Raw genomic sequence first — 26,450 nt, forward strand, 5'->3', positions numbered from 1 at the left:
GGCTTCCCGAACCAATGTCTCGAGGCTCGGCATATCCGAAAACATGCCGGGGCGCATCGGACAATCCAGGCAGGCAGCTGTCACGATTTGCGGGCGCGGAGGCGCCGCGCGTTGGCGCGAACCTTTCCGCGATAGCCGCTGACGACCTTGTCGAGGGATCCCCGCCGCATCAGGGTGAAGCTCGCATCCCCGGCCGCGAAAATTTTCTCCGCCACCATGCGCTGCATTTCGAGATTGGCCGAGGCGAGGTCGCCGGCGATCCTGAAGCTGCGCAGCATCATCACCTGCTGGGCCTCGAGCCCCAGCATGCCGAGATTGATCATCGATTTCAGCATGCCTGTTCCTCCTGCCGCATCGGGGCCCAATGGGGTGGCAATCAACTGCCGGTCGCGTCGAGTTGAACGTAGCACATCGGATTTCGCCTCGGGAGTAACCGCGGGTTGGTTGAAGTTTTGCAGCCCTGGGTTACCCTCGCCACTTGGCGGCCCTGTCGCCGCGCCCGGCGGGGGCGCGGCGAGCAGCGGGCAGGTCTTTCAGGGCGAAGATTCCAAGGGTGGTGACGGATGCCGGAAGACCACGGCGGCGATGTCTTGCAGCCCGGCGATCGGGCGCCGAATGTCGTTCTCGAGGCGATTACCCGCCAGGGGCGGATCGCCATCGACGACTATCGCGGGCAGCCGCTACTGGTCGGGCTTTTCAGAGGGCTCCATTGTCCCTTCTGCCGTCGCCATCTCGCTGCCCAGGCGCAGACCGACGCGATCCTGCGCGAGAAGGGGGTCGAGTGCCTCTCCGTCGTAAACACGCCGATCGATCGCGCGCGGCTCTACCTTCGCTACCATCCCATTCCCGGCCTGCTGGCGGCCGCCGATCCCGAGCGGCAATCGCACCGAGCCTTCGGCCTGCCGACTTTTGAATTCACCGAGAACGAAACCGTCTGGCCCCGGAAGGTAGGCCTCGATACGGTGCGCAGCATTGTGGTGGACATGCCCGGCGAATTGCCCGGACCGATGAATCCGATGGCTGCGGCGGAAGTGCTCAACACCAGGGACGGCTATGAGATGACCGATACCGACAGGGAAATGGCCGCGACCGGTGACGGCCAGCTCTTCGGCCAATTCCTGCTCGACCGGGAAGGCGTCATCCGCTGGAGCTTCACCGAGGTCCCCGAAGATGGACGCCGCATGTTCGCGAGGCCCAGCACGGACGAGCTGATCGAGGCTGTAGGGCGGGTCGTGTAAAGAGCATTCCCGCTTACTGTGTCTCCAACCTCGTCAGATGCGCCAAGCCTGCGAGCTTCTGCGGATTCAGCACGCGCAGGACCGACAGGATGCGTTCTCCGTCGGTTTCGAACGAGGTCGCCGCATAGGGGCGGCCGTCAAGGAAGCCGATCGCACCCGCCTTGCCGTTGACGGCAACGATGCGGAATGACAATCGACCCGACAATTTGCCGACGACGCCCACCTCTAGGCGCGCGATCCGCTGGGCTCCGATCACTGGACGCAGCGCGGCCCAGACCTTGCCGCCGCCGTCGCTGACGAGCACCGCGTCGGGCGCGAGCAATTCGGCAATCCGTTGCGCATCCCGCTCATGGACGGCCTCTACATAGCGCATGACGAGCTGCTGGTGAGCCGCCGGCGATACCTCGAAGCGCGGCCGGTCTCTGCGCACGCGCTGGCGGGCGCGATGGACGAGTTGCCGGCACGCCATCTCGCTTTTCCCGAGGGCGCCGGCGATGTCGGGATAGCCGCAGTCGAACACGTCGTGCATCAGGAAGGCGACACGTTCCTCCGGCGACAGTTGCTCCAGCACGACGAGCAGCGCCGTCGACAGGTCCGAGGCGAGTTCCGCCGCGCGAAAGGGAGGCGCCTCCTCGCCGACGAGCGGCTCCGGCAGCCAGGGTCCGACATAAGCGTCCCGCTCGGCGGCAGCCTTGCGCAGGCGATCGACACAGATGCGCGACAAGACGGTCGTCAGCCATGCCTCTGCCGAGCGGACCTCCGCCGTGTCCGTCCGATACCAGCGCAAGAACGCCTCCTGCACCGCGTCTTCGGCATCCTGGCGGGAGCCCAGCATGCGGTAGGCAAGGCCGAACAGGCGCGACCTGTGGGTTTCGATGTCATGGCCGACGAGCAAGGGAATCCATCTCCAAACCTGAACTGCAGCATATAGACGATCGGCAACGGTCGTTGTGACAGTTTCGGTCGATCCGGATTCTGCACCCTTGAACGACTGGCCGAAACGCAACGGAATGGATCCTCATATCGCCATCGCTTCGCTCGGCGTCGGCCCGAGGATCGCTATTGCAATATTGCCGGACGCCAGTCGCCGACGAATGACGGTTGGTATCGACATTGCGGCTTCGTCATCGACGGACCCGAGCGAAGCGAGGTTGATCCGTGGATCCATTCCGCAACATGGCGGCCGGCCGCCCGACGGTCCAGGCGTCGATCGCTAAGGTGGGCCTGAAAGCGGCAAGGTTCGTCGGTCGGCATCGCCGAGGAAATCGCGCAGGCTGTCACAGCGTCGCTTCTCCTTCGTCTTCTTGGGTGCTGGGTCGCGCCCAGGGCGCGTTCTCCCAGGAAGCTTCCTCCCAACCGAAGGAAAAACGACGATGAGCACCAATATCTTTCTGGCCGGCGCTTCGGGCGCGATCGGGCGACAGCTCGTACCGCTTCTGCTCGAGGCGGGCTACCGCGTCTTCGGAACCACGCGTTCCCCGGACAGGGCGCATGCGCTCGAGGCAGCGGGCGCGGAACCCGTGGTCCTCGACGTGTTCGATGTTTCCGCCGTCGACGCGGCCTTATCGCGGATCCGACCCGACATCCTTGTCCACATGCTGACCGACCTGCCCAGGGATCTGAGCCCCGAGGCAATGGTCGAGGGCAAGATACGCAACGCCCGCATCTGGAGCGAAGGCACACGCAATCTGATGGAGGCGGCGAGCAAAGCGGGAACGCGGCGGGCCATCGCCCAGAGCCTTGCCTGGTTTTATGCGTCCGGCCCCGAACCGCATCGGGAAGAGGACGCGCTCGGCACGGCCGATGCCGACCTGCGCGTGGTCCTGGAAGCCGTGCTGGCGCTCGAGCAGGCGGTGCTGGACACGCCACCCGTGGAGGGGATCGTGTTGCGTTATGGGCTGCTTTATGGACCGGGTACGAGCAGTGAACAGGCCCAGGCTCCATATTCGCTCCATGTCCAGGCCGCCGCGCAGGCAGCGCTTCTGGCGATAGAAAAGGGCCGCCGCGGCGTCTACAACGTTGTCGACGACAATGCGTTCGTTGCCGCGGAGAAGGCGCGCCAGGAACTGGGATGGAGCCCGGCCTTCCGGCGCGGATGAACGGATCGCAGTGATGTGCCCGCCGCTCCAGGTTCCCCGACGCGCCGCTTTGTGCTAGGCCCCGCCTCATGGAACATGCAGGCGAAATCCTTATCCTGACCGGTCCTCCGGGATCGGGAAAGACGACGACGGCGCGAGCGCTGGCCAGGGAGCCGGGAGCGGCGAAGGTGCATCTGCATGCCGACGACTTCTGGCATTTCATCAGGAACGGGGCGATCGCGCCCTACCTGCCCGAAGCGCAGGCACAGAATACGGTGGTGGTCGACGTGCTGGCCAAGGCGGCGGAAGGTTATGCCCGCGGCGGTTATTTCGTCGTCGTCGACGGCATCGTCGGGCCCTGGTTCCTGGAGCCATTCAAGAGAACCACGGCGCCGCTGCACTATGTCGTGCTGCGCCCGCCACTCGGCGAGGCCATCCGGCGCTGCCGCGAGCGCGGCGGGAACACGCTTTCGGATCCGGTGCCGATCGCGTCGCTCTACCGGCAACTCTCTTCGCTCGGAGATCTCGAGCGCCATGCGCTCGCGACGGACGGGTGGAGCCGGGAGGAAACGCTGGGCGCGGTCATCCAGGCCGTGCGGAGCCGGGAATTTCTCCTGGCGCGGTGACACGCGCCAGTGGGAGGCAAAACCGAGCAGCAAGACTTCCGCATATGACGCGATCGCTACTTCATGTCTCGGGACCAGAGTGCGCTGGCGTTCTCCTCGGTTATGACAATGCGATCGACACCTAGCCGAGCCCTCTGCTCTTCGGCAAAGGCCAGTGCAAAACGCCGACGTTCGAATGCATGAATTGTGCTCGCACCATCTTTGGTGATGCGGACGAACCACTCGCCTAGGGAGCCGGCGACTTCGACTGAAGTCGACGGCGGGAGGTCGGGATACCCCAGCATGGCTTTGCCCCTTTCTGTTCTCTTGGGGCGAAAGCTCAGATCGTCTCTTTCAATTGGCGGCGCCCATGTCATCAGGCCGGCAACGATCAACCATGAGGCCCTTCGTCGGCCCATACAATAAAGAATGATATAAGTTGGCAGCGGCTCTCTTGAATTGGCGCAGGACCGCCCTGGGGCGGTTGACCGAATCTCATTGGGACTGATCCAGCGCGTGAGGTGGCGGCTGCCCTGGTCCGGGCCTGTTTTGGCCGGCCACGAGCAGATAGACGACAATCGCTGCGATCACCGCCATCACGGCAACCCATAGGGCATGTCTTGGGGCCATGATCCCTCCCGTTTCGGAAGTCGTCATCTCCAGGCGGAACATCGATCCGATGGCGCGAAACAGTGGAGATGGCGGATTGTTCCCATCCGATCGTTCGCTTTTTTCCGGCAATTCTTGGGAGTATCAAGGCTGTGCGCCCGAAGGAACAACCAATCCTCAACAAAATTACCTTAAGATGTGAAAGTAAAATAGATGGTATCCTAGATTCCATAGTTGTTTTTCTATTAAGCTGAAATTTTCCTGAAATTGATTGCCATCAGAATTCGAAACGAATTACGCCTAAAATTTTGTATAGCTAATATCCATGCTATCTACCCTCCATAGTACCTCAATTAGGTAAATACTATCGAATGGCAATTTCGTTTATTCTGGGAGAATGTGTCGTCGAAAAAGATAGGATCGGAAAGATGACTGTCTTGTTCCAGTCTCATGGCGGAAAAGAAAAGGCGAGAATATTCAGGGAATTGAATCTGGAGGCCGGCCCGCCCGCGGGCACGGATATTGCCGTCGACGAGCAGGCGGACTTCGGATATCTCATGCCGCCGCTGGATGCCCCCGAACACTATCTGCCGGAAACCGGTGAAACTGTCGGGGAGTTGGACCAGCTCGGCGACCTCATGGTCGAAGCCGCGGTCGAGACGCCTTCCAACGATTCGACCCTGCCGCCTGTGCTTACTTATTGGGGGCAGTTCCTGGACCACGAACTGACGGCGCGCACCGACCGAGAGGGCGACATCACGAGCATGCTCAATGCCCATCCTCCGGTTGCGTCCTCTCTCGTGGAAAGCAAGCTGAGGAATGCGCGATCTCCCCGCTTCGATCTGGACAGCGTTTACGGCGGCTCTCCCATCGGTCCCGGCGTGACCGCCGATGTCGTCACCGTGATTTCCGGTATGCGCCATCCGACGCAAGTGAACAAGATGCGGGTCGGCACCGCCATCGATCCGGGGCCGCTGCCCGACGGTCTGGACGAACATCGGGACCTGCCGCGCTATGTCCAGGTGCAGGCGTCCGTGCGCAAAGCCGCACTTCGGCTCGCCGAGGCATCGATGAGCCAGGCCGATTTCGAGAAGTTCGAGACCGAACTGGGCCAAAGGGCGTTGATCGGCGACACGCGCAACGACGAAAACCTGGTCGTCGCGCAGTTCCATCTCAGCTTTCTGCGCTTCCACAACAAGGTGGTCGATTTCCTGGCCGGCCACAACACCGGCTGGCTTCCGGACTTCAGTTCCGCGCAGACGCTGACGCGCCTGCATTATCAATGGCTGATCGTCGAAGGCTATCTGAAGGGGCTCTGCGAACCCGCGGTCGTGGACCGGGTGGTCGAAGACCGTGCCTCGCATTTCTTCAAATTCCGTTCCGAATTCGATTCAAGGCGCCAAGGCACGAGGCTGGGCAATGCGCTGCCGCTCGAGTTTTCGACAGCGGCTTACCGCTTCGGGCATTCGATGGTCCGGGCAGCCTATGATTACAACAAGAACTTCGGACGGGGTGCCAACGCCATCATCGACAATGCTCCGCTCAACCTCCTGTTCGGCTTCACGGGCGGCGGTGGCAACATCGCCGACGAAAAAAGGCTGCCGAAGAACTGGGTCATCGATTGGGCCAGGTTCGTCGGTGTCGCGCCGCATGGTTCCGAGGATGGCCTGCCGCCGCGTGTGGCCAGGAAGATAGACACCGAAATCGCGCCGCCGCTCGGCGACATGGTCAAGGAGGGCAACGACCAGCCGGACGAGCAGCTCACCAAGCTGTTCAAGAATCTGGCCCGCCGCAATCTCCGCAGGGGGTACAATCTGAGACTTCCCACCGGCCAGGCGCTCCACAACTACCTGAAGCAGCAGGGCGCGCTGGACACGTCTCCCATAGCGGACGTATCGGCGATTTTCGACCATAAGCCGAACCTGAGAGACTTCCTTCGCAACGTTCCCTCGAGGATGTATGAACGGACGCCGCTCTGGTTCTATCTCCTGGCGGAAGCGGAAGCCGGAGGGGGCGAACGGCTCGGCGAACTCGGAAGCTGGCTCGTCGCCTCGACCTTTGTCGGCGTGCTGCTGGCTGATCCCGACTCGGCGCTGTCTCGAGGATTCATCCCCGAACATAGCCCGCTGCGCATGGCGGACGGCAGCACGATCGATTCCATCGCCAAGTGGATGCGCTTTGCGGCCGTGATGGAATAGGTCGCGACGAGGCCTTGTCAGACAGATCGCCAATGCCCGCATGACGCCGGCATTGGCGCGGCAGTGGTCGTTAGGGGCGAAAGATGGTAGTGGATCAGGAAATCGTTTCGCTGGTCTCCGAGCTTGTGTCCAAACTGGAGGCCATTTCCAGCAGGCGCGATACGGTGCCTGCCCCGGCAGTCGCCACGCCGGAAAAAGCAGACATGAGCGTTTGGCCCAACGGGCATCCGCCTGCCAAACGAGACGCGCCGTTCGTTGAAAAGGTCAATCCGACCGACCGTCCCTTCTCGGATGTGGGAGACGGAGGCGGCGTCGACGATCCCTCGAAGATGCTCAGCGGGTGGACCCTCGAAGCAGCCGTGGGCAGATACGTCACATCGCCCGCCAGCTTGCTGCAAGTGCTCGCCCAAAGGGAGCGGGCCGTCGCTATCGTTACTGCCGAAGGGATCGATTATCAGGAAAACCAGGGCCGATGGAGCGGGACGGGATTTCTTGTCGGGCCAAACCTCTTCCTGACAAATCACCATGTTCTCAACTCGGTGCCGGTCGCCCGCACCGCCAAGGTGGAATTCAACTACGAGATTTCCGCCGAGAATCTTCTGCAGGGCAATGCAGCACGACCCCGGGCGACGCAGACATTCGTTCTCGATCCAAGCCGCCTGTTTGTAACGAGTCCCGCCAAGGACGGCCTGGATTACACCTTCGTGTGGATCGAGAACGCCGCGCATGGCGAATTCGGTTCGATACCGATGGAGCGTTCTTCCTTTACGGTCAATGAGGGCTCGCAGGCATTCGTCATCCATCATCCCGACGGCCAGCCCAAGGAGGTCAGCCTCGACGACACCGACATCATCAGCATCAAAACCAGGATCATCCATTATTCCTCGGATACGATGAGGGGCTCGTCGGGCGCTCCGGTCTTCGACCACCGCGGGAGGTTGATCGCGCTCCATCATGCGAGCCGGCAGGAGCGCGTCAAACTGCGGGATGGTAACTGGACGGACGTCGTGAACGAGGGAATCAAGATCGCGGCAATCGCCCTCGATCTCGAGAACAAGATGCGGTCCGGCGGGACCGACGCCTCGCATGCGGAAACCGTTTTGCGGGAAATCGGCGGCTCCGACACCATGTCGGGCTTTTTCGGCGCTTTGGGTAGGGATCTCCCGTCTGAACGGGTCCGCCCGGAAGCGGTGGTCGACACCTACCGCGGAACGGATCAGGACATCGACATCGGCTTCTGGAACATCGAGTGGCTGGCCACGCGGTGGACGGACGACCGCAAGCTCAATGGTGCCGCCCGCATCATCGCCGACCTGAACCTCGATGCCTGGGGGCTGTCGGAAGTTTCGCCCAATGGCGTGCGGGCATTGGTCGACCGCATCGCGGAGATCTATGGCGACCGATACGAATGCGGTTTCTCCGAGCCCGATGCGCCTGACGGGAAACAGTCGACGGCCATGATATGGAAAAAGTCGTCCCTGTCGGGAAAAACGATGGCGTGGCCAAGCAATGTGGAACCGCTGCTGCGCCGGCGCAGCGACGACCCCGAGGTTGGGCCGGAGGCTCTGCACGGCAAGATATTCGACCGCTATCCCGGACTGTTCCGCTTCAGCACTGCCGGAGACATGCCGGAATACTCGTTCTATGTGGTCCCCTTGCACTTGAAGGCGATGGACGAGGGCAGCCTACGGCGCAGGCTCGCCTCGCGTATTCTGGCGCGGGCGATCGAAGACCTGAGTCAGGAAACCGGGCTCGACGTCATCCTTGGTGGCGACATGAACGCGCCGCTCGCCTCGGAAGACTTCAAGGCGATCGAGGATGCTGGCTTTGCCATTCTCGGAGCACAGGACGAGCGGGAAGGGGCGTTCACCTATCTCAAGGGACCGCAGTCGGCGATCGACAACGTGTTCCTGTCTCCAGGAATGAAGCAGACTGTCGGCTCGGTCGACTATTTCATCGTCGCCAAGGACCGGAGCATGTCGGACTTCATCGACAATATCTCCGACCATCGCCCTATCGCCATGCGGCTTTCGCTCTCCAAGAGGGACAGACCGGTGACGACCGAGGTCGGCGACATCGACGCTATCATCGACAAGCTTCTGGCGTCCGAAAAACCGAGAAACGTCCGCAAGCGCGCCGCTAGGAGGCGATCGGCATGACAAAGCCATTATCGAAGACTTCGGCCAATACGTCCGTGAAACTACCCTACAGCGAGTTCAAGCAGCTGTTGATGGACCCGGATGTCCCGGATTCGGAAATCGCCAACTACCTGACCGCCAGACCGGGGGAAAGCGGGCCGTTTGATCCGAACATCGTTCCGGACCCGTCCAAGGTCGACATGACGCCGGAGGCGGACTTCGACGTCGAGAGCGCGATCCGATGGGGAAACGCGATTGCCAGATGGCGTCGCCAGGCGCGCTTCGATCGCCGCCTCGCCCTTGGTGAGAGAAAGCCCGTGCTCGTCTCGGAAGGGGATTCGTGGTTCCAGTTTCCGTTCCTGATCGACGACGTCATCGACCAGCTCGATCCCCATTTTCTGATCTGGAGCCTGGACGCCGCCGGGGATACCAGCGACAACATGGTCAACCGCAACCCGGAGTACATGCAAGCCCTGGTCAGGCAGAAGGCCAACGGTGTCGGGGGCTTCCTGTTCTCTGCCGCGGGAAACGACGTAATCGGCGAGGATCTGCTGGGTGAACCGGTGCTGGGCAGGCTCCTGAAGCAGCACAGCCCCGGCAAGGATGCCGCGTGGCACATCGACAACGCACAGCTTGCCACCATCCTGACGACGCTCCAGGAAGATTACGCCAAGGTTGTCTCGACGATCCGCAGGGACAGTTCGTTCGCCACCCTGCCCATCTTCATTCATGGCTATGACTACGCCATTCCCGGCGGCTTCCCGGGCGATACCCGCAGGCCGGTCTATGCCAGGCAGGACGAGTGGCTCGGCGGCCCCATGAAGAAAAAGGGCATCGTCGATCCCGGCCTGCAGCGCGACATCATCCGCATCCTGATCGATGCGCTTTACGACATGTTGAGCCGCGTGGCTGGAAAGAGCACGTCGACGCATGTCCACGTCGTCGACGTGCGCGGAACATTGGCTCTCGGCGAATGGGCCGACGAGATCCATGGAACGTCTTCGGGTTTCGGGAAGGTGGCGACGCGTTTCAGAAGCGTGATCAACGGCGCTATTTGATGGTGTGCATCGCGAGAGTGATGGTGATTGGCCGTTTGCGCGAGACACCCCCTCTGTCCTGCCGGACATCTCCCCCTCAAGGGGGGAGATTGGCTGTCGTCAACGACGGCACTTGTTCTGCAGACGATTGGCGAAAGCGAACATGAAGGCCAATCTCCCCCCTTTGTGGGGGAGATGTCCGGCAGGACAGAGGGGGGCCTGCCACACGAAACGGCCAATCACCGACACATTATTCCTTCCGCTTCGCAAACCCGGCCAATGACGCGTAGCCGCGCACGACGCCCTCGCGCTCCTCGTGGGACGCAACCGCGTCGATGTCGCCGAAGCCGTCGGGTGCGCGCGCCTCGACCAGATCGATGACGCCTTCCGGTCCGCCCTGGCGGTTGGCAAGCACGATCCCGGATGTGGCAGGGCGGCGCTCCTGGTCGTAAGCGGAAAGCGCTTCCCCGATCGTGCCCGCCACGCGCAAATGCAACGCGAGGGATTTGGCATCGAGGATGGCTTGGGAGGCGCCGTTCGAACCCACCGGATACATGGGGTGCGCCGCATCCCCGAGCAGGGTGACGCGCCCGAACGACCAGCGCGGCAGAGGTTCACGGTCGCAGTTCGGATATTCGTAGAAGTTCCCCGTCGTTTGGATGATCGCCGCCGGGTCCACGAAGTCGAGGCGGAACCGGTTGCGAACGAAGGGCAGGGCTTCCTCGAGAACGCCGTATCGCGTCCAGTCCTCCCGACGCGAGGGCGATGCGCCTCTTGGGCCAGTCGTCGCCATCACGGCCCAGTTGGTCAGCCTGATGTCGGGCCGCTCCGGATCCGCCGCGATGGGATAGAAGACGAATTTCGCGAAATTGCCGCCGGCGATCGCCATCGTACGTCCGTCGCGCCAGACCGGCCATTCGGCGACGCCGCGCCACAGCATCACGCCGTTCCAGATCGGCGGTCCCTCGTCGGGATAAAGCTGGGCGCGCACTGTCGAGTGTATCCCGTCGGCGCCGATCAGCAGGTCGCCCTGGGCGCGGCCACTTCTCCCGTCATGGCCCGCGAGGCGGACCGAGACACTATCGACAGCTTGTTCGAACCCCTCGACGCGGCATCCGGTCCGTATCACGTCACGGCCGAGCTTTTCGATCACAGCCTCGTGGATCAGGCCCAGCAGCCGCCCGCGATGAATGCTGATCTGCGGCACGTCGTAGCCGGCGTCGACGCCTCGCAATTCCTGCCACACCGTCTGGCCGAAGCGGTTGGCGTAGATGAGTTCGCGCGTGCGGATCCCATGCGTGTCGAGCTCCGGCATCAGGCCCAGACCGGCGAGTTCGCGGACGGCGTGAGGCAGCATATTGATGCCGACGCCGAGTTCGCGCACCGCGTCGGCGCGCTCGAAAATCTCGACGTCGATCCCTGCTTCGCGGAGGAAGAGGGCGGTGATCAACCCGCCGATTCCGGCGCCCGCGATTAAAGCTTTCATGGTGGTCCTCCTTGTCGGGGATATTCGAGCTGCGTGGCAACGAAGTCGGCGGTGCGGGCGCCGTAGCGCTGGGAGATCGCATTCAGCGCTTCGTCCAGTGCCGTCGCCGGTGCTTGCTCCCCAACCAATGAAACGCGCCTGTCCTCGTCCCATTCCGCTGCCACCCGATCGGGAATGATGCGAACACCGTTCTTGGTCTCGATCGCGCCGCCGGCACCGGCAAAGGTCTCCGCGCGCGATCGATAGGTTCGCGACCATGCATCGGCGACCAGGGCGAGCGACACTTCGTCCAGACCAGGCGCGAGTTCGATTCCGAGCCGCTCGTGATCCCAGAAGGCAAGCGTGTTGCCGATCGCAGTCAGCGCGAAAGGACGCGTGAAGTTGAATGCGCTGCTGTCGTGACGCGCGTCCCATTCCGTCAGGCCGAGGCCCCGGGCCGCCGCTTCGGCCTTGCCGCGCCCGCCGATAGCCTCGATCAGCGTGAGCATGGCAGGCATCGAGGCGGTGATGCCGGTGGTCGTGGCGACGTTCTCGTCGGCCACCAGCCGGCGATCCCGGACGTATCGGATTGCGGGGTACCTTTCGCGCAGTTCATCGACATAATACCAATGGGTCGTCGCCTTCTTGCCGTCGAGCAGCCCGGCGGCCGCGACGATCTTCGTTCCTGCGCAGACGCCGATGATAGTGGCGCCCTTCTGTGCCTGTCTTTTGAGCCACCGAAGCACCGCCGGATCATCGTCACGGCTCATCGCGGGAACGATTACATAGTCGGCGCCCTCGGGATGGCGCGCATCGAAATCGGCGAGGGTAGCATCAGGCTCGACCCTGAGGGCGGGGTAGAGCTGCACCGGGCCTGCGCCGGTGGCCAGCATCATCACATCGGCCACGTCGGCGCGGCGCAGAATGCCGTAGGGCATGAGATAGTCGGTGGTCTCGGTGGCGTCGTTGATGCCGATGATCGCGATCAGCGGGCGGGGCCGCTTCGGCGGTTTCAAGGCGTCGATGGCGGCCTCGGCTTCTGCGCTGGCGATCACGGGCGCGGCGGCCGCGGCCGGTGCCGGCGGCAGCGAAAGGAGCCATGCTCCGCCGGCGGCCAACAAGATCGTCGCGGCGCCCAGGCCGCTCCACAGCACGAGCCTCCGCTTCATGGACGCGACCTCATTGAGGATTTCACCTTGACGTAAGCCTATCGCCCCCGTCTTCTGTCCGAAATGACATATAACGGGCAAAAACTGCCATGATCCGTACGGTTGCCATCGTCATCCATCCAGGCTTCCAGCTTCTGGATACGGCCGGTCCGATGACGGCTTTCGAGGTGGCGGAGCGGTTCCGCCCAGGCAGTTACGAGATCAGGCTTCTCGCGCCGGGTGGCGGCGAAGTAGAGAGTTCATCCTCCTTCAAGCTTTCCGCCGAACCGCTGAGCGACGGCCCGTTCGATACGGTCGTCGTGTCGGGCGGCGAGATCGTCCGCTCCATGGCGGCCGCGAGGGAGATCGTCGCCTGGGTGAAACGCATCGGAGCGCGTCGCATAGCCAGCGTCTGCTCGGGAGCCTTCCTGCTGGCCGAGACCGGGTTGCTGGACGGCCGGCGCGCTACCACGCATTGGGGCAATGCGAGCGATCTCGGCCGGCGTTATCCCAAGGTGAGGCTCGAGGCGGATTCCATCTTCGTCAGGGACGGCGATATCTGGACATCGGCCGGCATTTCCGCCGGCATCGACCTGGCGCTCGCGCTGATCGAGGACGATCTGGGGCCGGAAGTGGCTCGCCGGACGGCCCAGCAACTCGTCGTCCATCATCGACGCCCGGGTGGACAGTCGCAATTCTCGGCGCTCGTTGAACTCGGTGGCCGGACGGGCCGCTTCATCGACCTGATCGAGTGGATGCGGGAGCACCTGGCAGAGCCGCTCACCGTCGAACGGCTCGCCGACCACGCCGCCATGAGTCCACGCAATTTCGCGCGGGCTTTCGTCGCCGAGACCGGGACCACGCCAGCCAAGGCCGTGGAACGCCTGCGGCTGGAAACCGCGCGGCTGGCGGTGGAAACCGGCCACGCATCTCTCGAACGCATTGCCGAGAAAGCCGGCTTCGGCGATGCAGGCCGCATGCGGCGCGCCTTCGTCAGGAGCTTCGGCCTGCCGCCGCAGGCCCTGCGCCGGCGCGCGAAATCATCGCTGCCGATACATCAGAAAGAGGTCCGCATTAATCTTAAGATGTAGTTCCACTACAAGTGAAGCACTGAATAGAATACAACGCCTAAGGGGTAGTTGGGTGCGAGGCGGGGATGATCGCGATCATAGTAAGCGAAAGTACGTTCATTCTTAGCGCTCTGGAGCGCAGCGTTCAGGGCGAGTTCAAAGAGATCAGGAAGCTCCGCAAGCTGTCGCTGCTTCGTGCAGCCGAAGGTTGGTCGGATGCGGTGGTGATCTTCGATATGGCGCATGCGGCGCGCGGCATCGATGAGCTCTTTGCCTTCGGCGCCGACAAGCTGACGCGCTGTATCGTGTTGATCAGGGAGGCGGACGATCTCCACGCGCTGACGCCGCTCGTCGGCGTGGTCGGAGCCATAATACTGGACTCGAGCAGCCTGGAGGAGATAGCCCAGGCCGCGCGCATGGTGCGCAACGGCCTCCATATCCTGCCGATGCAGATGATGCCCATGCTGGTGCGGCCCCACGTGCCGGGACGGCTGCCGCGAGAAGCGGCCGCGTCGCTCACACAAAGGGAAAGCTCCGTGCTCTCCCTCATTACCCAAGGCTGCAGCAACAAGATTATCGGCCGAAGGCTGCAGATAAGCGACAGCACCGTCCGGGTCCATGTGAGGTCGCTGCTCAAGAAGCTAGGGGTTCAGAACAGGACCCAGGCGGCGCTTGCGGTGCTCGAAAGGCGAGGGACCCCAAGGCCACAGCTCATGCAGGTCGAGCCTGGCCTGCAGGCTTTTTCCGAAACAGGCCGCCTGACGCCGGCGCATTAGAGCATTTGCAGCCAAGTGAATGACTCGGGCATTGCACAGATGCGGCTAAACAAAGGATAGAGCGCCGTCTCCACGTCAAGGGCGTTGGTCTTTGACCGGTCGCGGGGGCCTCACTGTCCTGCAGGACATCTCTCCTCGTTCAAAAAACCTATGATATTCACACATCTGGAAAGATGCCTTGCTCGTTTCTTGGCAGTTCCCCCTCTCCGTCTCGGCTTCGCCGAGCCACCTCTCCCCCGCGCTGCGCGCAGGGGAGAGGAAAGACGTCAAGCTTGCGGCCGGCGTTTCCTCTCCCTCACGAAGTGGGGGAGAGGTGGCTCGGCGAAGCCGAGACGGAGAGGGGGCCCCGCCGCACACGCCACCCTCATCTGCAAGATCAGCACCGCGCGGGAATGCATGAATCCAATAGGCGAAATACGCGGGGAGAAAGACGACGGCCGCTTGAGTTTCGCCAGTCGCCAACGGCGCGCGATTGGCAAGAGCGAAGACGAAATCGTCCTTCTCGCCGTGGAAAACGGGAAGAAGGTGCAGGCAGGTGGATGAGGGCTTGCCCAAAGGCTAAATCCTGATTGCCGCCGGTACTATCGGCTCACGGCGATCTAGACCGCCTCGGCAATGACCTGTGCTGCGGCATCGAGAGCGCCGGTTCCGTGCGATATCCCAAGCGCGCGCATTCCCGCCTCCATCACGGACAGGACACCGAGCGTCATGTGGGCATTGACATAGCCCATATGAGCGACGCGCAGGAAATCGCCATAGGAGGGCTCGTTTGGGGCTGCCATGCCAAGTCCGATGCCCAGCGTGACGCCGGCGTTCTTCTCCGACCATTCGCGCAATCGAGCGGCGCCACCGCTCCCTATGCGCATCCCCGTCACCGAATGAGATCGCGAAGACCTGGCGGGAACGTTGAGTGCGATGTCGCCTTCTTGCGACCAGGTTTCCACGGCGGCCCACACGCTGGAGGCCAGCACCGCATGGCGTCTCCAGGCAGCTTCCAGCCCTTCCTCTTCGAGCAGCAAGGTCAATGCTTCTCGCAGGCCGTATAGATGGTGGGTAGGTGCGGTCCCGCCGAAGTAGCGATAGAATTCGGTGCTGAGGCTGCGCAATCTCCAGTCCCAGTAAGGAGTGACGAGGTCGGAGCCTTCCGAGGCGGCAAGCGCCTTCTGGGAAAACCAGACGAAGCCCAGACCCGGGGGAGTCATCAGGCCTTTCTGGCTTGCGCCAATCAAGACATCGATTCCCCAATCGTCGAAATACAGTTCGTCGCAGCCGAGGGACGCAATGGCATCCACGACGAGCGCGGCCGGATGCCGGGCGGCATCGATGGCTTGGCGAACCGCTTTGATGTCATTCCTGATCGTGGTCGCGGTATCTGTATGGGTGGCGAATACCGCCTTGATGCGATGCGCCCTGTCGTTCGCCAATGCCTCCTCGACGCGGGCGGGATCGATGGGCTCCTTGCCGAAATCGATCGTCTCGACCTCGATGCCCATGTTCTCCGCGCTCAGGGCCCATGTTCTCCCGAAATGCCCCGTTACGGCGACGAGGATCTTGTCGCCCCGGGAGAGCAAGTTTGCGTTGACGGCCTCCCACGCACCATGGCCGTTGGAGATATAGATGGCGACGTTGGCCCCTTCCGTTCGCGCCACCCGCCTGAGATCCCGCAGCAGACCGGGCATCATCTCCACCAGTTCGCCCTGGTAGATGTTGGGCGCCGCACGATGCATCGCGCCGAGTACCCTATCTGGGATCACGGAGGGGCCTGGTATTGCCAGATAGTGACGGCCGAAAGCGAGGCTCATTGGCGGACTTCCCGGGATGGACGTTGAAAGAGAGATGGCTCGGGCAAGCCGAGCCATCCTATCTCGTTGGCAGTTGCTAGCGTGAATTACATCGTCCACGCCCCACGCCTGTGTGATGCCAGGTCAGCTCAGGATCCACTCCTCGAACCGCTCGGCCAATTCGGCCGGATCGACGCCGAAGTTTTCGATGTCCTGTTCGACGACGGAACTCGCGTAGCGCGCATTGGTGGGCATGCGCTCGGCCTTGGCCGGATCGATGAGTTCCAGAGCCGCCGGATTGAGCGGCCCGTCCTGCTGCGCCGTGGCGAAGCCGGCGAGCGGCTTGGGAGAAGTCGCGAATTTCACGAACTGCTTGGCCGCATCGAGGTTGGGAGTGTCCTTGGCCACGACCCAGTAGGCCTTATCGAGAATGCAGCCGTCCCAGGTCATGGCAACCGGTGCGCCTGCATCTTGCGCTGCAAAATAGCGGGTGTTCCAGATGCCGATCATGTCGACCTCGCCGTCGCGCAGGATCTGCGCCGACTGCTCGCCGGCCGTCCACCAGACGACGACCTGCTCCTTGATGCGATCGAGTGAGGCAAAAGCCCGATCGACGTCGAGCGGATAGAGATCTTCCCTGGCGACACCGTCCGCGAGCAGCGCGATCGGCATGACGCGCGCGGCATAGCGTTGCAGCGAACGCTTGCCGGGAAAGCGCTCGACATCCCAGAAGTCGGCCCAGCTCTTCGGTTCGTTGCCATATTTGTCGGTGCGCCATGCCATGAGCGTACCGAAAGCATGCGAGCCGATGCCGTTCTGCAAGAGTCCGCCCGGATAATATTCCTCGATCTCTTCCAGCAACCCGCTCTGGTTGGCGCGCAAAAGCTCGGCGGCGCCCAGAGTCGTGACGTCGAATTCATAGACGCCGGTCTTCACCTGGGCGGCGAGCTTGGCGAAGGACACCGGCGAAACCGTCTCGACCTTGATGCCGGTTTCCGCCGTGAACGGATCGAAGAGATTGGCGCGTGCAGAATCCAACCACGATCCGCCCCAGGAATTGACGGAGATGCTCCCCGTCTGGGCACGGGATATCGCCGGCATGGCCAAGCCGCCGGCGAGCGCGGCGGAACCGACGAGGAACTGGCGGCGGTTGGATCTGAGGTTCAAAGGCTTTTCCAAAGTAGGTACCTCCCTGGTTGAAAATCCGAGTGTCGCAGTCTTCCCGAGCTTGTCGTGTGGGCTCGGTCGACCGCATGATAGTGTGGTGATTTGCCGTTTCGGCCTTGGCGCGGTTCGCCTATCCCGCCGCGCAGACCATGATCATCTCGATCTTGAGCGCGGGGCTGGCGAGACGAGCCTCGAAGCAGGCACGGGCCGGCGGCGCGATGTCGGCCACCCAGCCGTCCCACACTTCGTTGACGGCGGAGTAGTCGGCCATGTCCGCCAGGATAATGGCGACGAAGATGAGCTTGTCCTTGCCGCTGCCGATTTCCGCAAGCCGCGCGTCGGCCTTGGCGAGCAGCTGCGCGGCCTGGTCCGCCGTGCTCAGTTCGGCATCGTAGGGCGCCTGCGGCGTGACGGCGAAAAAGCCCGTGCCGTTGTGGGTGACGGCGATGCTGGCGCGTTTGCCGACACCGAACCGATTGATCATGCCGGCGATGTCGCCGGCTGCGATGGTCGAGGTCATGAGCTGCTTTCACTGATTTACCGCGGGATCACGCGGCGATGACGTAGACGGAATCGCGCGTCCAGCTGATGCAGCATTCCTCGCCTTCCCTGATGATGACGACGTCCGCGCCAAGGACGCGAACACGCATCGCCTGGTCGCCGACCTTGCCGATGACGAGGGCGTTGTCGCCATAATTGACGATCGTTTCGACCTTCATGCGGACGTTCTTGCGCCCATCTATAGGATTGCGCGACAGCTTGATGTGCTCCGGGCGGATCATCAGCGTGACCGCCGCGCCGTTTGCCGCCTTGTCGGTCTGCGCATATTCGACCGTACCCAAGGCCGCGTTCCCGGCCTCACCCGCGGCGGCATCGGTGATCGTCGCATCGACCAGATTGCTTTCGCCGATGAAGCCGGCGACGAACTTGGTTTCGGGCTTATGGTAGAGTTCGAGCGGCGTTGCAACCTGCTGGACGCGGCCCTGCTCGAACACCACGATGCGGTCGGACATCGACATCGCCTCGGTCTGGTCGTGAGTGACGAAGATCGTGGTCACGCCCAGGGCACGCTGGATGCGTTTGATCTCGATCTGCATCTGCTCGCGCAGGTTCTTGTCGAGTGCGCCGAGCGGTTCGTCGAGCAACAGCAGCGAAGGTTCGAAGACAAGTGCGCGGGCCAGCGCCACGCGCTGCTGCTGGCCGCCGGAGAGCTCCTTCGGGTGACGGTGGCCGAAGCCCTTCAGCCCGACGAGATCGAGCATTTCCTCCGCACGCTTGAGACCTTTCGCCTTATCCCAGCCGCGCATCTGCAGTGGGAAATAGACGTTCTGCGCCGCCGTCTTGTGCGGGAACAGCCCGTAGTTCTGAAAGACGATGCCGATGTTGCGCTCGTGCGGAGCCAGGCCGAATAGCGATTTCCCGGCAACATCGACCGAGCCGGAGGTCGCGGTCTCGAACCCGGCGATGATCATCAGTGTCGTCGTCTTGCCCGAGCCGCTGGGGCCCAGGAAGGTAACGAACTCGCCCTTTTTGATGTCGAGGTCGACTGCTTCGAGCGCAGTGAACTGACCGTAGGTTTTCGAAATACCGGAAAGCTGAAGATAGCTGCTCATGGGATCTCCTGGGGCATGGCAAGCATGCCGCGAATTGTTCTAGGCGGTGCCGAGGCGCGCGCGGCGGCTGCGCCAGCGGGCAAGCAGCAGCGGTGCCGTCAGGCCGATCAGCACGGCCGCGAACAGAAGCGTCGAAATCACGGCGATGACCGGATCTGCCTCCTGCCGGATGCTGTCGAACATCTTGCGCGGCAGCGTCTCGGCGCCGCGGCCCGAGATGAAGATCGCGACCACGGTCTCGTCGAACGACTGGATGAAGGCGAAGAGGGCGCTGATGATCAGGCCCGGCCGCAGGATCGGCAACGTCACGTGGATGAACGTCCTGGTCGGGCTTGCCCCCAGGCTCTGCGCCGCGCGCTCGAGGGTGCGGTCGAAGCCCTTGAGATTGGCCGAGAGCACCAGGAAGGCGATCGGCACGGACAGGCAGGTATGGGCAAGGATGACGCCCAGATGGGTGTGCACGATGCCCATGTCACCGAAGTAGGAATAGTAACCGACGGCCATGACGATATGCGGTACGGCGAGAGGCATCAGCATCATCAGGTCGGCGATGCTCTTGCCGCGAAAGCGGTGGCGGACCAGGGCGAAGGTGGCGGGCACGACGAGCGCCATGGTCAGCACCGTCGTGGCGCTGGCGATGAGAATGCTGTTCCATGTCGGACGCAGCCAGGTCATGTCGGTGAAATAGGCGGTATAGTAGCCGAGCCAGTATCCGGGCGGCGGGAACTGCAGGGAGCGCGCCTCCGAGAATGACATCGGTACGACGATTACCAGCGGTGCAGCGATGAAGACAACGACCGCGATGCCGAGCCAGCGCATGAAGCGATTCATGGTCAACCCCACAGTTTGTCCAGCCCGAAGCGACGATGGTAGATGGTCAGGATCACCAGCGTCACAAAGAGCAGCACCATCGCCATGGCGGAACCCATTCCGAAGGCCAGGAATTCATCGATCTGATTGCCGATGAGGCCGGCGATCATCTGCTCGCGCGGGCTGCCGAGCAGCACCGGCGTCACGTAGAAGCCGAGGCAGATGACGAAGACGAGCACCGAACCATTGGCGATGCCGGGTGCCGTCAGCGGCAGATAGACATGGCGGAACAGCGACAGGCCGCGCGCGCCAAGGCTTTCGGCCGAGCGGATCAGCGTCGGGTCGATCTTCTTCATCACGGAATAGATGTTCATCACCATGTAGGGGGCGAGGATGTGGACCATTGCCAGTGTCGACGAGAAGCGCGTGAACAGCATCTGTGGCGGCTGCTCCATGCCGAGCGCGCGGAGCAGCCAGATCAGCGGTCCATTGTTGCCGAGCAGAACCATCCAGGCGTAGGTGCGGACCAGGAACGAGGTCCAGAAACTCATCGTCACCAGAAGCAGGATAAGCATCGCGGTCCGCGGCTTGCTGTTGGCCATCAGATAGGCCAGCGGGTAGCCGACGAGCAGGCAACAGAGCGTGACGATCGCCGCCGTGGCGAAGGTGTTCACGAAAACGCGCTGATAGAGCGCCGTGGTGAGCACCCGTTCGTAGTTGGCGAGCGTCGGGCGCGGTTCGGTCACGCTCATGACGGCCACGTCGGCGAGCGGCACCAGGAAGAACACGGCCATGTAAATGGCGAGCGGCGCGAGCAGAAGCCACGGCCACAGGTTCTTTCTTGCGCTCAGTGTTGCGATGCTCAGAGCCATCGCTCTTCCCTTTAACTATGCCTTGGTGCTCTGCCGCGCCGTTCGGCGCGGCAGAGCACCAAGGTGACTCGATACCTGATGCCGAAGGGGCCTCAGCCGGCGATCCATTCCTCGAAGCGTTCCGCCACGGCTGCCGGATCGTCGCCGAAATTGGCCATGTCCTGCTCGAAGGTCTGGCTGTAGTTTTCGGGCGATGTCGGCATGCGCTTGGCGGCATCGGCCGGCACGAATTCGTTGGCGGCCGGATTAAGCGGGCCGTAGTCCGCTTGCATCGTGAAGCCCGCCAGCGGCTTGCCGCTGACTGCGAATTCGATGAACTTCCTGGCGTTCTCGGCGTTCGGCGTGCCCTTGGCGACGACCCAGTAGGCGCGTTCGATTTCGCCCTGGTTCCAGGTCATGGCGACAGATGCGCCGGCCTCCTCGGCCTCGTAGTAGCGGCCATGCCAGATGCCGATCAGGTCGACTTCGCCGTCGCGCAGGATCTGGGTCGATTGGGCACCGGCCGTCCACCAGACGCGGATGTGATCCTTGATACGGTCAAGCGAGGCAAAGGCGCGGTCGACGTCGAGCGGATAAAGGTCCTTGACCTCCACGCCGTCGGCGAGCAGCGCGATCGGCAGCACGCGGGCCGAATAGCGCTGCAGCGAACGGGCGCCGCGGAACTTCTCGACGTCCCAGAACTCAGCCCAGGTCTTGGGGCCTTCCTTGATGCGGTCTGTGCGCCAGGCCATCACGGTCGCGAAAGCGTGCGAGGCGACGCCGTTCTCGAAGAGGCCGTCGGGATAGGGCGCTTCGAGATCCTCGATGATGCCTGCCTGGTTGGCGCGTACCAGTTCGCCGCCGCCGAGCGTGGTGACGTCGAATTCGTAGGTGCCGGTCTTGGTCTGCTGGGCAAGCTTGGCGAAGGACACCGGGGAAACGGTGCGGATCTCGATACCCGTTTCGGCTGTGAACGGATCGAACAGATGGGTGCGCGCAGCTTCTTCCCACGGGCCGCCCCAGGTGTTGATGTAGAGCACCTTTTCCTGCGCCCTGGCCACGTAGGGCATGGCGACGGTCGAGGCGAGCGCGGCGCCCGCGCCCTTCAGGAACATGCGGCGATCGGGCGTCCAGAAGCCCTTGTTGATGCGATCGGTCATTGCTTTACCTCCCTTGGCCTTCAGGCTCTGAATGTGGCTTCGTAGAGACGGAGCCAGTTCTTGTGAGTGATCTTGGCGACCTCCTCCTCGGAGAAGCCGACGGCCCTCAGACCACCGGGGATGACGCCCATGTCTTCCACTTTCTGGAACCAGTCGGGTGGCGGGGCCTTGAGCGGCCGCCCAGCGGCGCTGGCGCCATAATCCGCGCCGCGGGTCCAGCGGCCCTGGCGCATCCAGGCATAGTCCGGCGCGGTGAAGTTGTGGCTGCGATCCGTGCCGATGGCGACCGAGTCGACGCCCGCGATCTCGGCCGTGCGCGCGACCATGCCGCACCACGCCTCGATCGAACTGCAGTACTCGTCTCCGGTGATATTGCGGTAGGCGGCGCAGCCGATCACGCCGCCCGTCTGGCCGAGTGCCTTCAATACGTCGTCCGACTTGTTGCGCTTGTGGTCGAACAGCGAGCGCGCATTGGCGTGCGTCACCGCGATCGGCTTGGAAGAAGCTTCGATGGCGTCGAGTGTCGAGCGGTCGCCGACATGGCTGCAATCGACCAGCATGCCGGCGGCATTCATTTCGCGCACGACTTCCCTACCGAAACGCGCGAGACCGGAATCCTCGGCCTCGTAGCAGCTGCCGGCAAGTTCGTTCTGGTTGTTATAGGTGAGCTGGACGACCCGCACGCCGAGTTCCGCGAAAAGCTCGACGAAGCGTATGCGGCCCTCGAACAGATTGGCGTTCTGGTAGCCGAGGATCACCGCCACCTTGCCCTCGCGGCCGATGCGTTCGACTTCGGCAGCCGTGGTCGCGATCTCCGCGACATCGGCGTTCTCGCGCACCAGATCGCGCCAGCGACCAAGCGAATCCAGCGATTCCACCGCGCCTTCCCAGAATCCGCAGGTCACCACGACGCCGCCGACCTTGGCTGTCTGCAGGGACTGAAACGCCTGCCGGTCGAAGTGACCGCATTGCAATCCATCAATGATCATGAGTTGGTGCTTTCCGTTCGAGTTTCGGCGCGGGGCGCTACGAGGAAGCCGACGTCGGTATCGTCATCATTGTCCTTGCGGCCGATGACGGTACCGTCCTGATTGACGATTATCGGACCGGCGTGCCGTCGCGAGACCACGCTGTCGGCGGCAAGCGCCTTCTTGGCCTGATGGTAAATGCGCCACCACAATTCCGCCTGGACCTGCAGCCCGTCCTCGAGCAGCGACCAGAGCAATGGATCGTCGTGCCTGACGTCACCGGAAAGCGCCCGAGGTTTCGCCGTCAGGACTGCCTCGCCGCCCAGGGTCATGGCCACGGACAATCCGTTGCGGTTAGCGAATGCCTCGGCGACCTTGAATTCCTCAGGGTCGAGCGCGTCCGCGACGACGACCTCGGCCTCGCTGAAGCGCGTGGCGAGTTCGCCGAGCAGGTCGATCACCGCCGGCAGCACGAACCAGGCGTGCTGGCCGTTGCCGTCGAGACGCAGCCTGGCAGCCTCCTCGGAGACGATGGCGATGTTTTCCGGGCGCATCCGGCAGAGCTCGTCGAAGCGCTTCTCCAGCAGCGCGAAGCCGCCGAGGCCGAGTTTCTGCGAATACATGGGCACGTCCTGGACGGCGAGGCAGAGACCCTTCGGCTGGCCCGTCAAGGACAGGATGCGTTGCGACATCATGCGCATTTCGCGCGGCATGACGCGCAGGATCTGATCGGACTGGCAAACGCTCATTGGATCGGCTCCGCGGGATAGAACCATGTGCCTGCGAAGCCGGAGCGAATTTCGTCTGGGGTCGGGGCGCCATGGTAGAGCACGCCGCGCAGGTTGCGGTTGAGGAAGTCTCGCGTCTTGTCGACGCCGTGGATGCCGCAGTTCATCAGCCGCACGAGATCGATCGGTACGAAATTCTCTGAATTGATGTTGGCGTGCGGCGTGTGGAACTGCTCATCGCGCAGGCTTTGGATGCGGGCGACGAGATGGCGATGCTCGGGATGCTTCAGCAGCAGCCGCGCGACCGTGGTCGACGGGTCCACCGCCTCGATGTCGGCCATCAGCGCCTGGACGCCGCCGCAGACATCCAGGCCGAGATCGAGAGCGTCCGGCACTTCTTCGCGGGCGCCGCGGCGCGGCTCCTCAGCGGTCTCGGATTTGTACCAGACATATTTATAGGCGCCCGCCGCCGCCATGTCGGTGTCGAGCGCCCAGCGATAGTCTCGACGGATCAGCTCGGAAAGGCTGGCGACCGTCTCGGCGGGCGACACGGTGAACTCGTCGGGTGCGTCTATTCCGGCAAAGAGCGCGTCGGCCTCCTCGGGGACGAGCTCGATGAGGAGCACGAGCAGCGTTTCGAACGCCTCCGGGCTGGCGGTCTTCTCAAAGCGCGAGACCAGCACGTCGAGCGGCGCCGCATGTGTCTCGCCGTGGATGCGGCCGCTGTCGCGGAATGCTGTGAGCGCGTCGAGCGCCTGTGCGAGATCGTCGGCGATGTCGGCGCTGGAGGTGAAGGCCTCGTAGACCATCCGGTCCTGGCGCCGGAATGTGATGGCAGTCTGCAAAAGGTCGATCAGCTGTGCAATGCGCGTGTCGGTAGCCTGGAGTTCGAGTCCGCGCGCCCTGGCGATCGCCGTTTCACGGGCACGGATCCAGGCGTTGATCAGGCGGGGGTGGTTGTGGATGAAGAAGATCAGGCCGAGGGCGGAACCGTTGCCCACGCCGAGATAGCGACGGATCGAGGGGTCGAGCGGCACGGCTTCGTCGGATTGGAGGCGGGCCAGATGCTCGACGAGGTCACAGGAATATTCGCGCATCATGTAGGCGGTGAGCAATTGCGCCTGCAGCACCCCGCCCAGCGGATGGTCGCGGCCGAGCGACGGGAACGAACGGGTGCCGAAAGTGCCGTTGCCGTCGAGGCCGGTGTTGCGCATGAGATAGCACACCTTGGAGAGGTCCTCCATCGCCGGCTGGCGGCCGGCTGCCAACGCCTCGAGCGTCTGGTCGAAGACGCGCATCGAGCGGTTCGAACGGCACCAGATGAGCGCGTTCGGCGTGGCTCGACCGGTGTAGAGCTTCGGCAGCTCGCGTCGAGCCGCTTCGATGTCGGCCTCATCAGCCGGTCCTTCGTTGAGCGTGCCCATCATGTCCCAGGCCTGCCCGATGATGCGGCCGGTGCGAGCGGTCCGGCTCGGCGGACGCGAGAAGGCTATGAAGCTGAATTCGCGATCGGGGGCCTTGATCGAATAGACGACGGTGCCCTCCGCATTCGGCTCGACGTCGAAGCGGACGATCGAGATGTCCCAGCGCTCGCGCAGCATCCTGTTCATGAAGGCGCGCGCCCCGCTCAGGCGCGACGGTTGGCTGGCGGCCAGGCTTTCAGGCCTCATCACTTGCGATCCCGCGCGCATGCGCGCGGTCACGTCCGGCCCGTTGGTGGGCTGCGTCATGTCGGTCATCTCACCGATGTTTTCCCTGCTGGATGCTGGTAATTTCCCCGGCCGCCGCGATCAGCGGCTGCTTGAAAGTATCGAGGACGAAACGCGTCTCCGGCATGACGAGCGATAGCGTCGCGAAACACCTGCCGTTGAGATCGAAGACCGGCGCGGCAATGGCGATGACGCCGCTCTTGGTGTAGCCGCTGGAGACCGCGTAACCGTTGGCGCGGGCCTCGACGAGGATTTCTTCCGGGGCGAAGTCTTCCCCGCTTTGGCGCAATCTTGCCAGCGTCGCCTCGTCGGCGAAGGCGGTCAGGATGCGGCCGGAAGCCGAGCCGCTGAGCGACATCGTCGTGCCGAGCTTCTGCTCGGCCCGCAGCAGGCTTTCGGAATCGACGCGAGAGACGATGAAGGGCAGCCCCCGGTCGATGACCGCGACCGATGCTGTCTCCTTGACCTTGGCTACGAGGGCCTCGAGCACGGGCTGGACGCGTGTGCCGAGGTCGGCCTGTTCCAACGCGGCTCCGGCGAAGCGGCAGGCATGCATGGAAAGCCGATAGCGCATCTCCTGGTCCTGCTCGACCCAGCCCGCCTCGATCAGGGTCAGCAGCCGTTGGTAGGCGGTAGGTCGCGACAGCTGCATGGCGGATGCGATTTCCGGCAACCGCATTCCGCGCCCGCTCGCGGCAAGAACGTCGAGCACGGCCAGCGTCTTGATGACGGTGGACAGCGGCCTGACGCCGCTGTGCTCTTGTATTCTATTCGAATATGACGTATCCATAAAAAATATAATTCAGCCAAGCGTCGGAGCTGTCAACCGCGGCGGCGGTCACTTCGGTCTGTCGAAGAGGCCGTTTTCCGGCAAACGCTTGGAACTACTGGGCAATATTTTTTGGTTTCAGACACGCCGATCGCGTTCTTTTGGCTAAAATTATGGCCACGCATAGGCGGTCCGGCCAGATGCATTTAGGTCGAATCGGAGAACGAGGCTTCGCAAGTCAGGTCGTTTATTCGGTTCGCAATGCTACCGGCATTCGCTTTGTGAGCCGCATGACCGATGCGAGCGGCGTTATGTGTAAAGCGCCAATGGCGAGAAGACAGAATCGGCCCCCTTATCGGCCTTACAGAAATCCCTAAGCGGGACTGAAGTCGGCATGCCCACTTTCCCGGGGCGGGAAAGTTCCTCGGCCCGGAGCTGATCAAGAGGCTGCTTCAAGGTTGCTCAGAATAATGAGCGATGATAATGCTCGCGAACGGGGATGGCAGGCTGCGAGGAGGGCGCTCGTGCCGGG

Annotated in this window: 24 protein-coding genes; 8 read left to right on the forward strand and 16 right to left on the reverse strand. The window is 63.0% G+C overall.

What is annotated here, in order from left to right; all coding sequences use genetic code 11:
• Window positions 1-80: 80 nt before the first annotated feature.
• Entirely contained in the window at window positions 81-335 is a 255-nt protein-coding gene (locus ACCO56_RS23750) for a hypothetical protein (RefSeq protein WP_433643354.1), read from the reverse strand.
• A 228-nt stretch (window positions 336-563) separates the two neighbouring features.
• Between ACCO56_RS23750 and ACCO56_RS23755 the strand changes: the two genes are divergently transcribed.
• Window positions 564-1,238 carry a redoxin family protein gene (locus tag ACCO56_RS23755; protein ID WP_433643355.1) on the forward strand — a complete coding sequence of 225 codons (675 nt, stop codon included), beginning with the start codon at window positions 564-566 and terminating at the stop codon, window positions 1,236-1,238.
• A gap of 13 nt (window positions 1,239-1,251) precedes the next feature.
• Here ACCO56_RS23755 and ACCO56_RS23760 read toward each other — a convergent pair whose 3' ends face one another.
• A complete protein-coding gene (locus tag ACCO56_RS23760; RefSeq protein WP_433643356.1) occupies window positions 1,252-2,133 on the reverse strand; it encodes an RNA polymerase sigma-70 factor in 882 nt (293 codons plus the stop codon).
• A gap of 478 nt (window positions 2,134-2,611) precedes the next feature.
• Between ACCO56_RS23760 and ACCO56_RS23765 the strand changes: the two genes are divergently transcribed.
• Entirely contained in the window at window positions 2,612-3,337 is a 726-nt protein-coding gene (locus tag ACCO56_RS23765; RefSeq protein WP_433643357.1) for an NAD-dependent epimerase/dehydratase family protein, read from the forward strand.
• Between the two features lie 68 nt (window positions 3,338-3,405).
• Window positions 3,406-3,942, forward strand: coding sequence for an AAA family ATPase (locus tag ACCO56_RS23770; RefSeq protein WP_433643358.1), 537 nt, complete (start codon window positions 3,406-3,408; stop codon window positions 3,940-3,942).
• A 474-nt stretch (window positions 3,943-4,416) separates the two neighbouring features.
• On the opposite strand, the gene ACCO56_RS23775 is transcribed toward ACCO56_RS23770, so the two are convergent.
• Complete coding sequence (locus tag ACCO56_RS23775) at window positions 4,417-4,551, reverse strand: hypothetical protein (protein ID WP_433643359.1); 135 nt, start codon at window positions 4,549-4,551, stop codon at window positions 4,417-4,419.
• A 407-nt stretch (window positions 4,552-4,958) separates the two neighbouring features.
• Here ACCO56_RS23775 and ACCO56_RS23780 point away from each other — a divergent pair, with 407 nt between their 5' ends.
• The 3 genes from ACCO56_RS23780 to ACCO56_RS23790 all read left to right on the forward strand — a co-directional run bounded on the left by ACCO56_RS23780 (window position 4,959) and on the right by ACCO56_RS23790 (window position 9,924).
• Window positions 4,959-6,728: a peroxidase family protein gene (locus ACCO56_RS23780; RefSeq protein ID WP_433643360.1), complete on the forward strand. Its 1,770-nt coding sequence runs from the start codon at window positions 4,959-4,961 to the stop codon at window positions 6,726-6,728.
• An 83-nt stretch (window positions 6,729-6,811) separates the two neighbouring features.
• The gene (locus tag ACCO56_RS23785) at window positions 6,812-8,887 is read left to right on the forward strand and encodes a trypsin-like peptidase domain-containing protein (protein ID WP_433643361.1); all 2,076 of its coding nucleotides are present in this window, start codon (window positions 6,812-6,814) and stop codon (window positions 8,885-8,887) included.
• On the forward strand, window positions 8,884-9,924 hold the full coding sequence (locus ACCO56_RS23790) for a hypothetical protein (RefSeq protein ID WP_433643362.1): 1,041 nt from the start codon (window positions 8,884-8,886) through the stop codon (window positions 9,922-9,924). The genes ACCO56_RS23785 and ACCO56_RS23790 overlap by 4 nt, the downstream gene beginning before the upstream one ends.
• Window positions 9,925-10,153: 229 nt before the next feature.
• Here the strand turns inward: ACCO56_RS23790 and ACCO56_RS23795 are convergent, their stop codons facing one another.
• Window positions 10,154-11,389 carry a flavin-dependent oxidoreductase gene (locus ACCO56_RS23795; protein ID WP_433643363.1) on the reverse strand — a complete coding sequence of 412 codons (1,236 nt, stop codon included), beginning with the start codon at window positions 11,387-11,389 and terminating at the stop codon, window positions 10,154-10,156.
• Window positions 11,386-12,537 carry a DJ-1/PfpI family protein gene (locus tag ACCO56_RS23800; protein ID WP_433643364.1) on the reverse strand — a complete coding sequence of 384 codons (1,152 nt, stop codon included), beginning with the start codon at window positions 12,535-12,537 and terminating at the stop codon, window positions 11,386-11,388. Before ACCO56_RS23800 ends, ACCO56_RS23795 begins: the two co-directional genes overlap by 4 nt.
• An 89-nt stretch (window positions 12,538-12,626) precedes the next feature.
• On the opposite strand from ACCO56_RS23800, the gene ACCO56_RS23805 reads away from it, so the two are divergent.
• Window positions 12,627-13,607 carry a GlxA family transcriptional regulator gene (locus ACCO56_RS23805; protein WP_433643365.1) on the forward strand — a complete coding sequence of 327 codons (981 nt, stop codon included), beginning with the start codon at window positions 12,627-12,629 and terminating at the stop codon, window positions 13,605-13,607.
• Window positions 13,608-13,672: 65 nt separating this feature from the next.
• Entirely contained in the window at window positions 13,673-14,362 is a 690-nt protein-coding gene (locus ACCO56_RS23810; RefSeq protein ID WP_433643366.1) for a LuxR C-terminal-related transcriptional regulator, read from the forward strand.
• Between the two features lie 599 nt (window positions 14,363-14,961).
• Here the strand turns inward: ACCO56_RS23810 and ACCO56_RS23815 are convergent.
• The 11 genes from ACCO56_RS23815 to ACCO56_RS23865 form a co-directional block, all read right to left on the reverse strand.
• A complete protein-coding gene (locus tag ACCO56_RS23815) occupies window positions 14,962-16,164 on the reverse strand; it encodes a pyridoxal-phosphate-dependent aminotransferase family protein (RefSeq protein WP_433643367.1) in 1,203 nt (400 codons plus the stop codon).
• A gap of 123 nt (window positions 16,165-16,287) precedes the next feature.
• The gene (locus ACCO56_RS23820; RefSeq protein WP_433643368.1) at window positions 16,288-17,310 is read right to left on the reverse strand and encodes an ABC transporter substrate-binding protein; all 1,023 of its coding nucleotides are present in this window, start codon (window positions 17,308-17,310) and stop codon (window positions 16,288-16,290) included.
• A 130-nt stretch (window positions 17,311-17,440) separates the two neighbouring features.
• The gene (locus tag ACCO56_RS23825; RefSeq protein ID WP_433643369.1) at window positions 17,441-17,830 is read right to left on the reverse strand and encodes a RidA family protein; all 390 of its coding nucleotides are present in this window, start codon (window positions 17,828-17,830) and stop codon (window positions 17,441-17,443) included.
• Between the two features lie 28 nt (window positions 17,831-17,858).
• The gene (locus ACCO56_RS23830; RefSeq protein WP_433643371.1) at window positions 17,859-18,923 is read right to left on the reverse strand and encodes an ABC transporter ATP-binding protein; all 1,065 of its coding nucleotides are present in this window, start codon (window positions 18,921-18,923) and stop codon (window positions 17,859-17,861) included.
• A 39-nt stretch (window positions 18,924-18,962) separates the two neighbouring features.
• Entirely contained in the window at window positions 18,963-19,754 is a 792-nt protein-coding gene (locus ACCO56_RS23835) for an ABC transporter permease (RefSeq protein WP_433643372.1), read from the reverse strand.
• Between the two features lie 2 nt (window positions 19,755-19,756).
• Window positions 19,757-20,605, reverse strand: coding sequence for an ABC transporter permease (locus tag ACCO56_RS23840; RefSeq protein ID WP_433643373.1), 849 nt, complete (start codon window positions 20,603-20,605; stop codon window positions 19,757-19,759).
• A 92-nt stretch (window positions 20,606-20,697) separates the two neighbouring features.
• Window positions 20,698-21,744: an ABC transporter substrate-binding protein gene (locus tag ACCO56_RS23845; protein WP_433643374.1), complete on the reverse strand. Its 1,047-nt coding sequence runs from the start codon at window positions 21,742-21,744 to the stop codon at window positions 20,698-20,700.
• A gap of 20 nt (window positions 21,745-21,764) precedes the next feature.
• Window positions 21,765-22,733, reverse strand: a complete 969-nt coding sequence (locus ACCO56_RS23850; RefSeq protein ID WP_433643375.1) for a dipeptidase — start codon at window positions 22,731-22,733, stop codon at window positions 21,765-21,767.
• The gene (locus ACCO56_RS23855; RefSeq protein WP_433643376.1) at window positions 22,730-23,461 is read right to left on the reverse strand and encodes a hypothetical protein; all 732 of its coding nucleotides are present in this window, start codon (window positions 23,459-23,461) and stop codon (window positions 22,730-22,732) included. The genes ACCO56_RS23850 and ACCO56_RS23855 overlap by 4 nt, the downstream gene beginning before the upstream one ends.
• A complete protein-coding gene (locus ACCO56_RS23860) occupies window positions 23,458-25,179 on the reverse strand; it encodes a hypothetical protein (protein WP_433643377.1) in 1,722 nt (573 codons plus the stop codon). The genes ACCO56_RS23855 and ACCO56_RS23860 overlap by 4 nt, the downstream gene beginning before the upstream one ends.
• A gap of 1 nt (window position 25,180) precedes the next feature.
• Window positions 25,181-25,939 (reverse strand): IclR family transcriptional regulator, encoded by a 759-nt coding sequence (locus ACCO56_RS23865; RefSeq protein ID WP_433643378.1) that lies wholly within the window; start codon window positions 25,937-25,939, stop codon window positions 25,181-25,183.
• Window positions 25,940-26,450 lie beyond the last annotated feature (511 nt).

Source organism: Mesorhizobium sp. 1B3, from assembly GCF_050958605.1.
In the GTDB taxonomy this organism is placed as follows: domain Bacteria; phylum Pseudomonadota; class Alphaproteobacteria; order Rhizobiales; family Rhizobiaceae.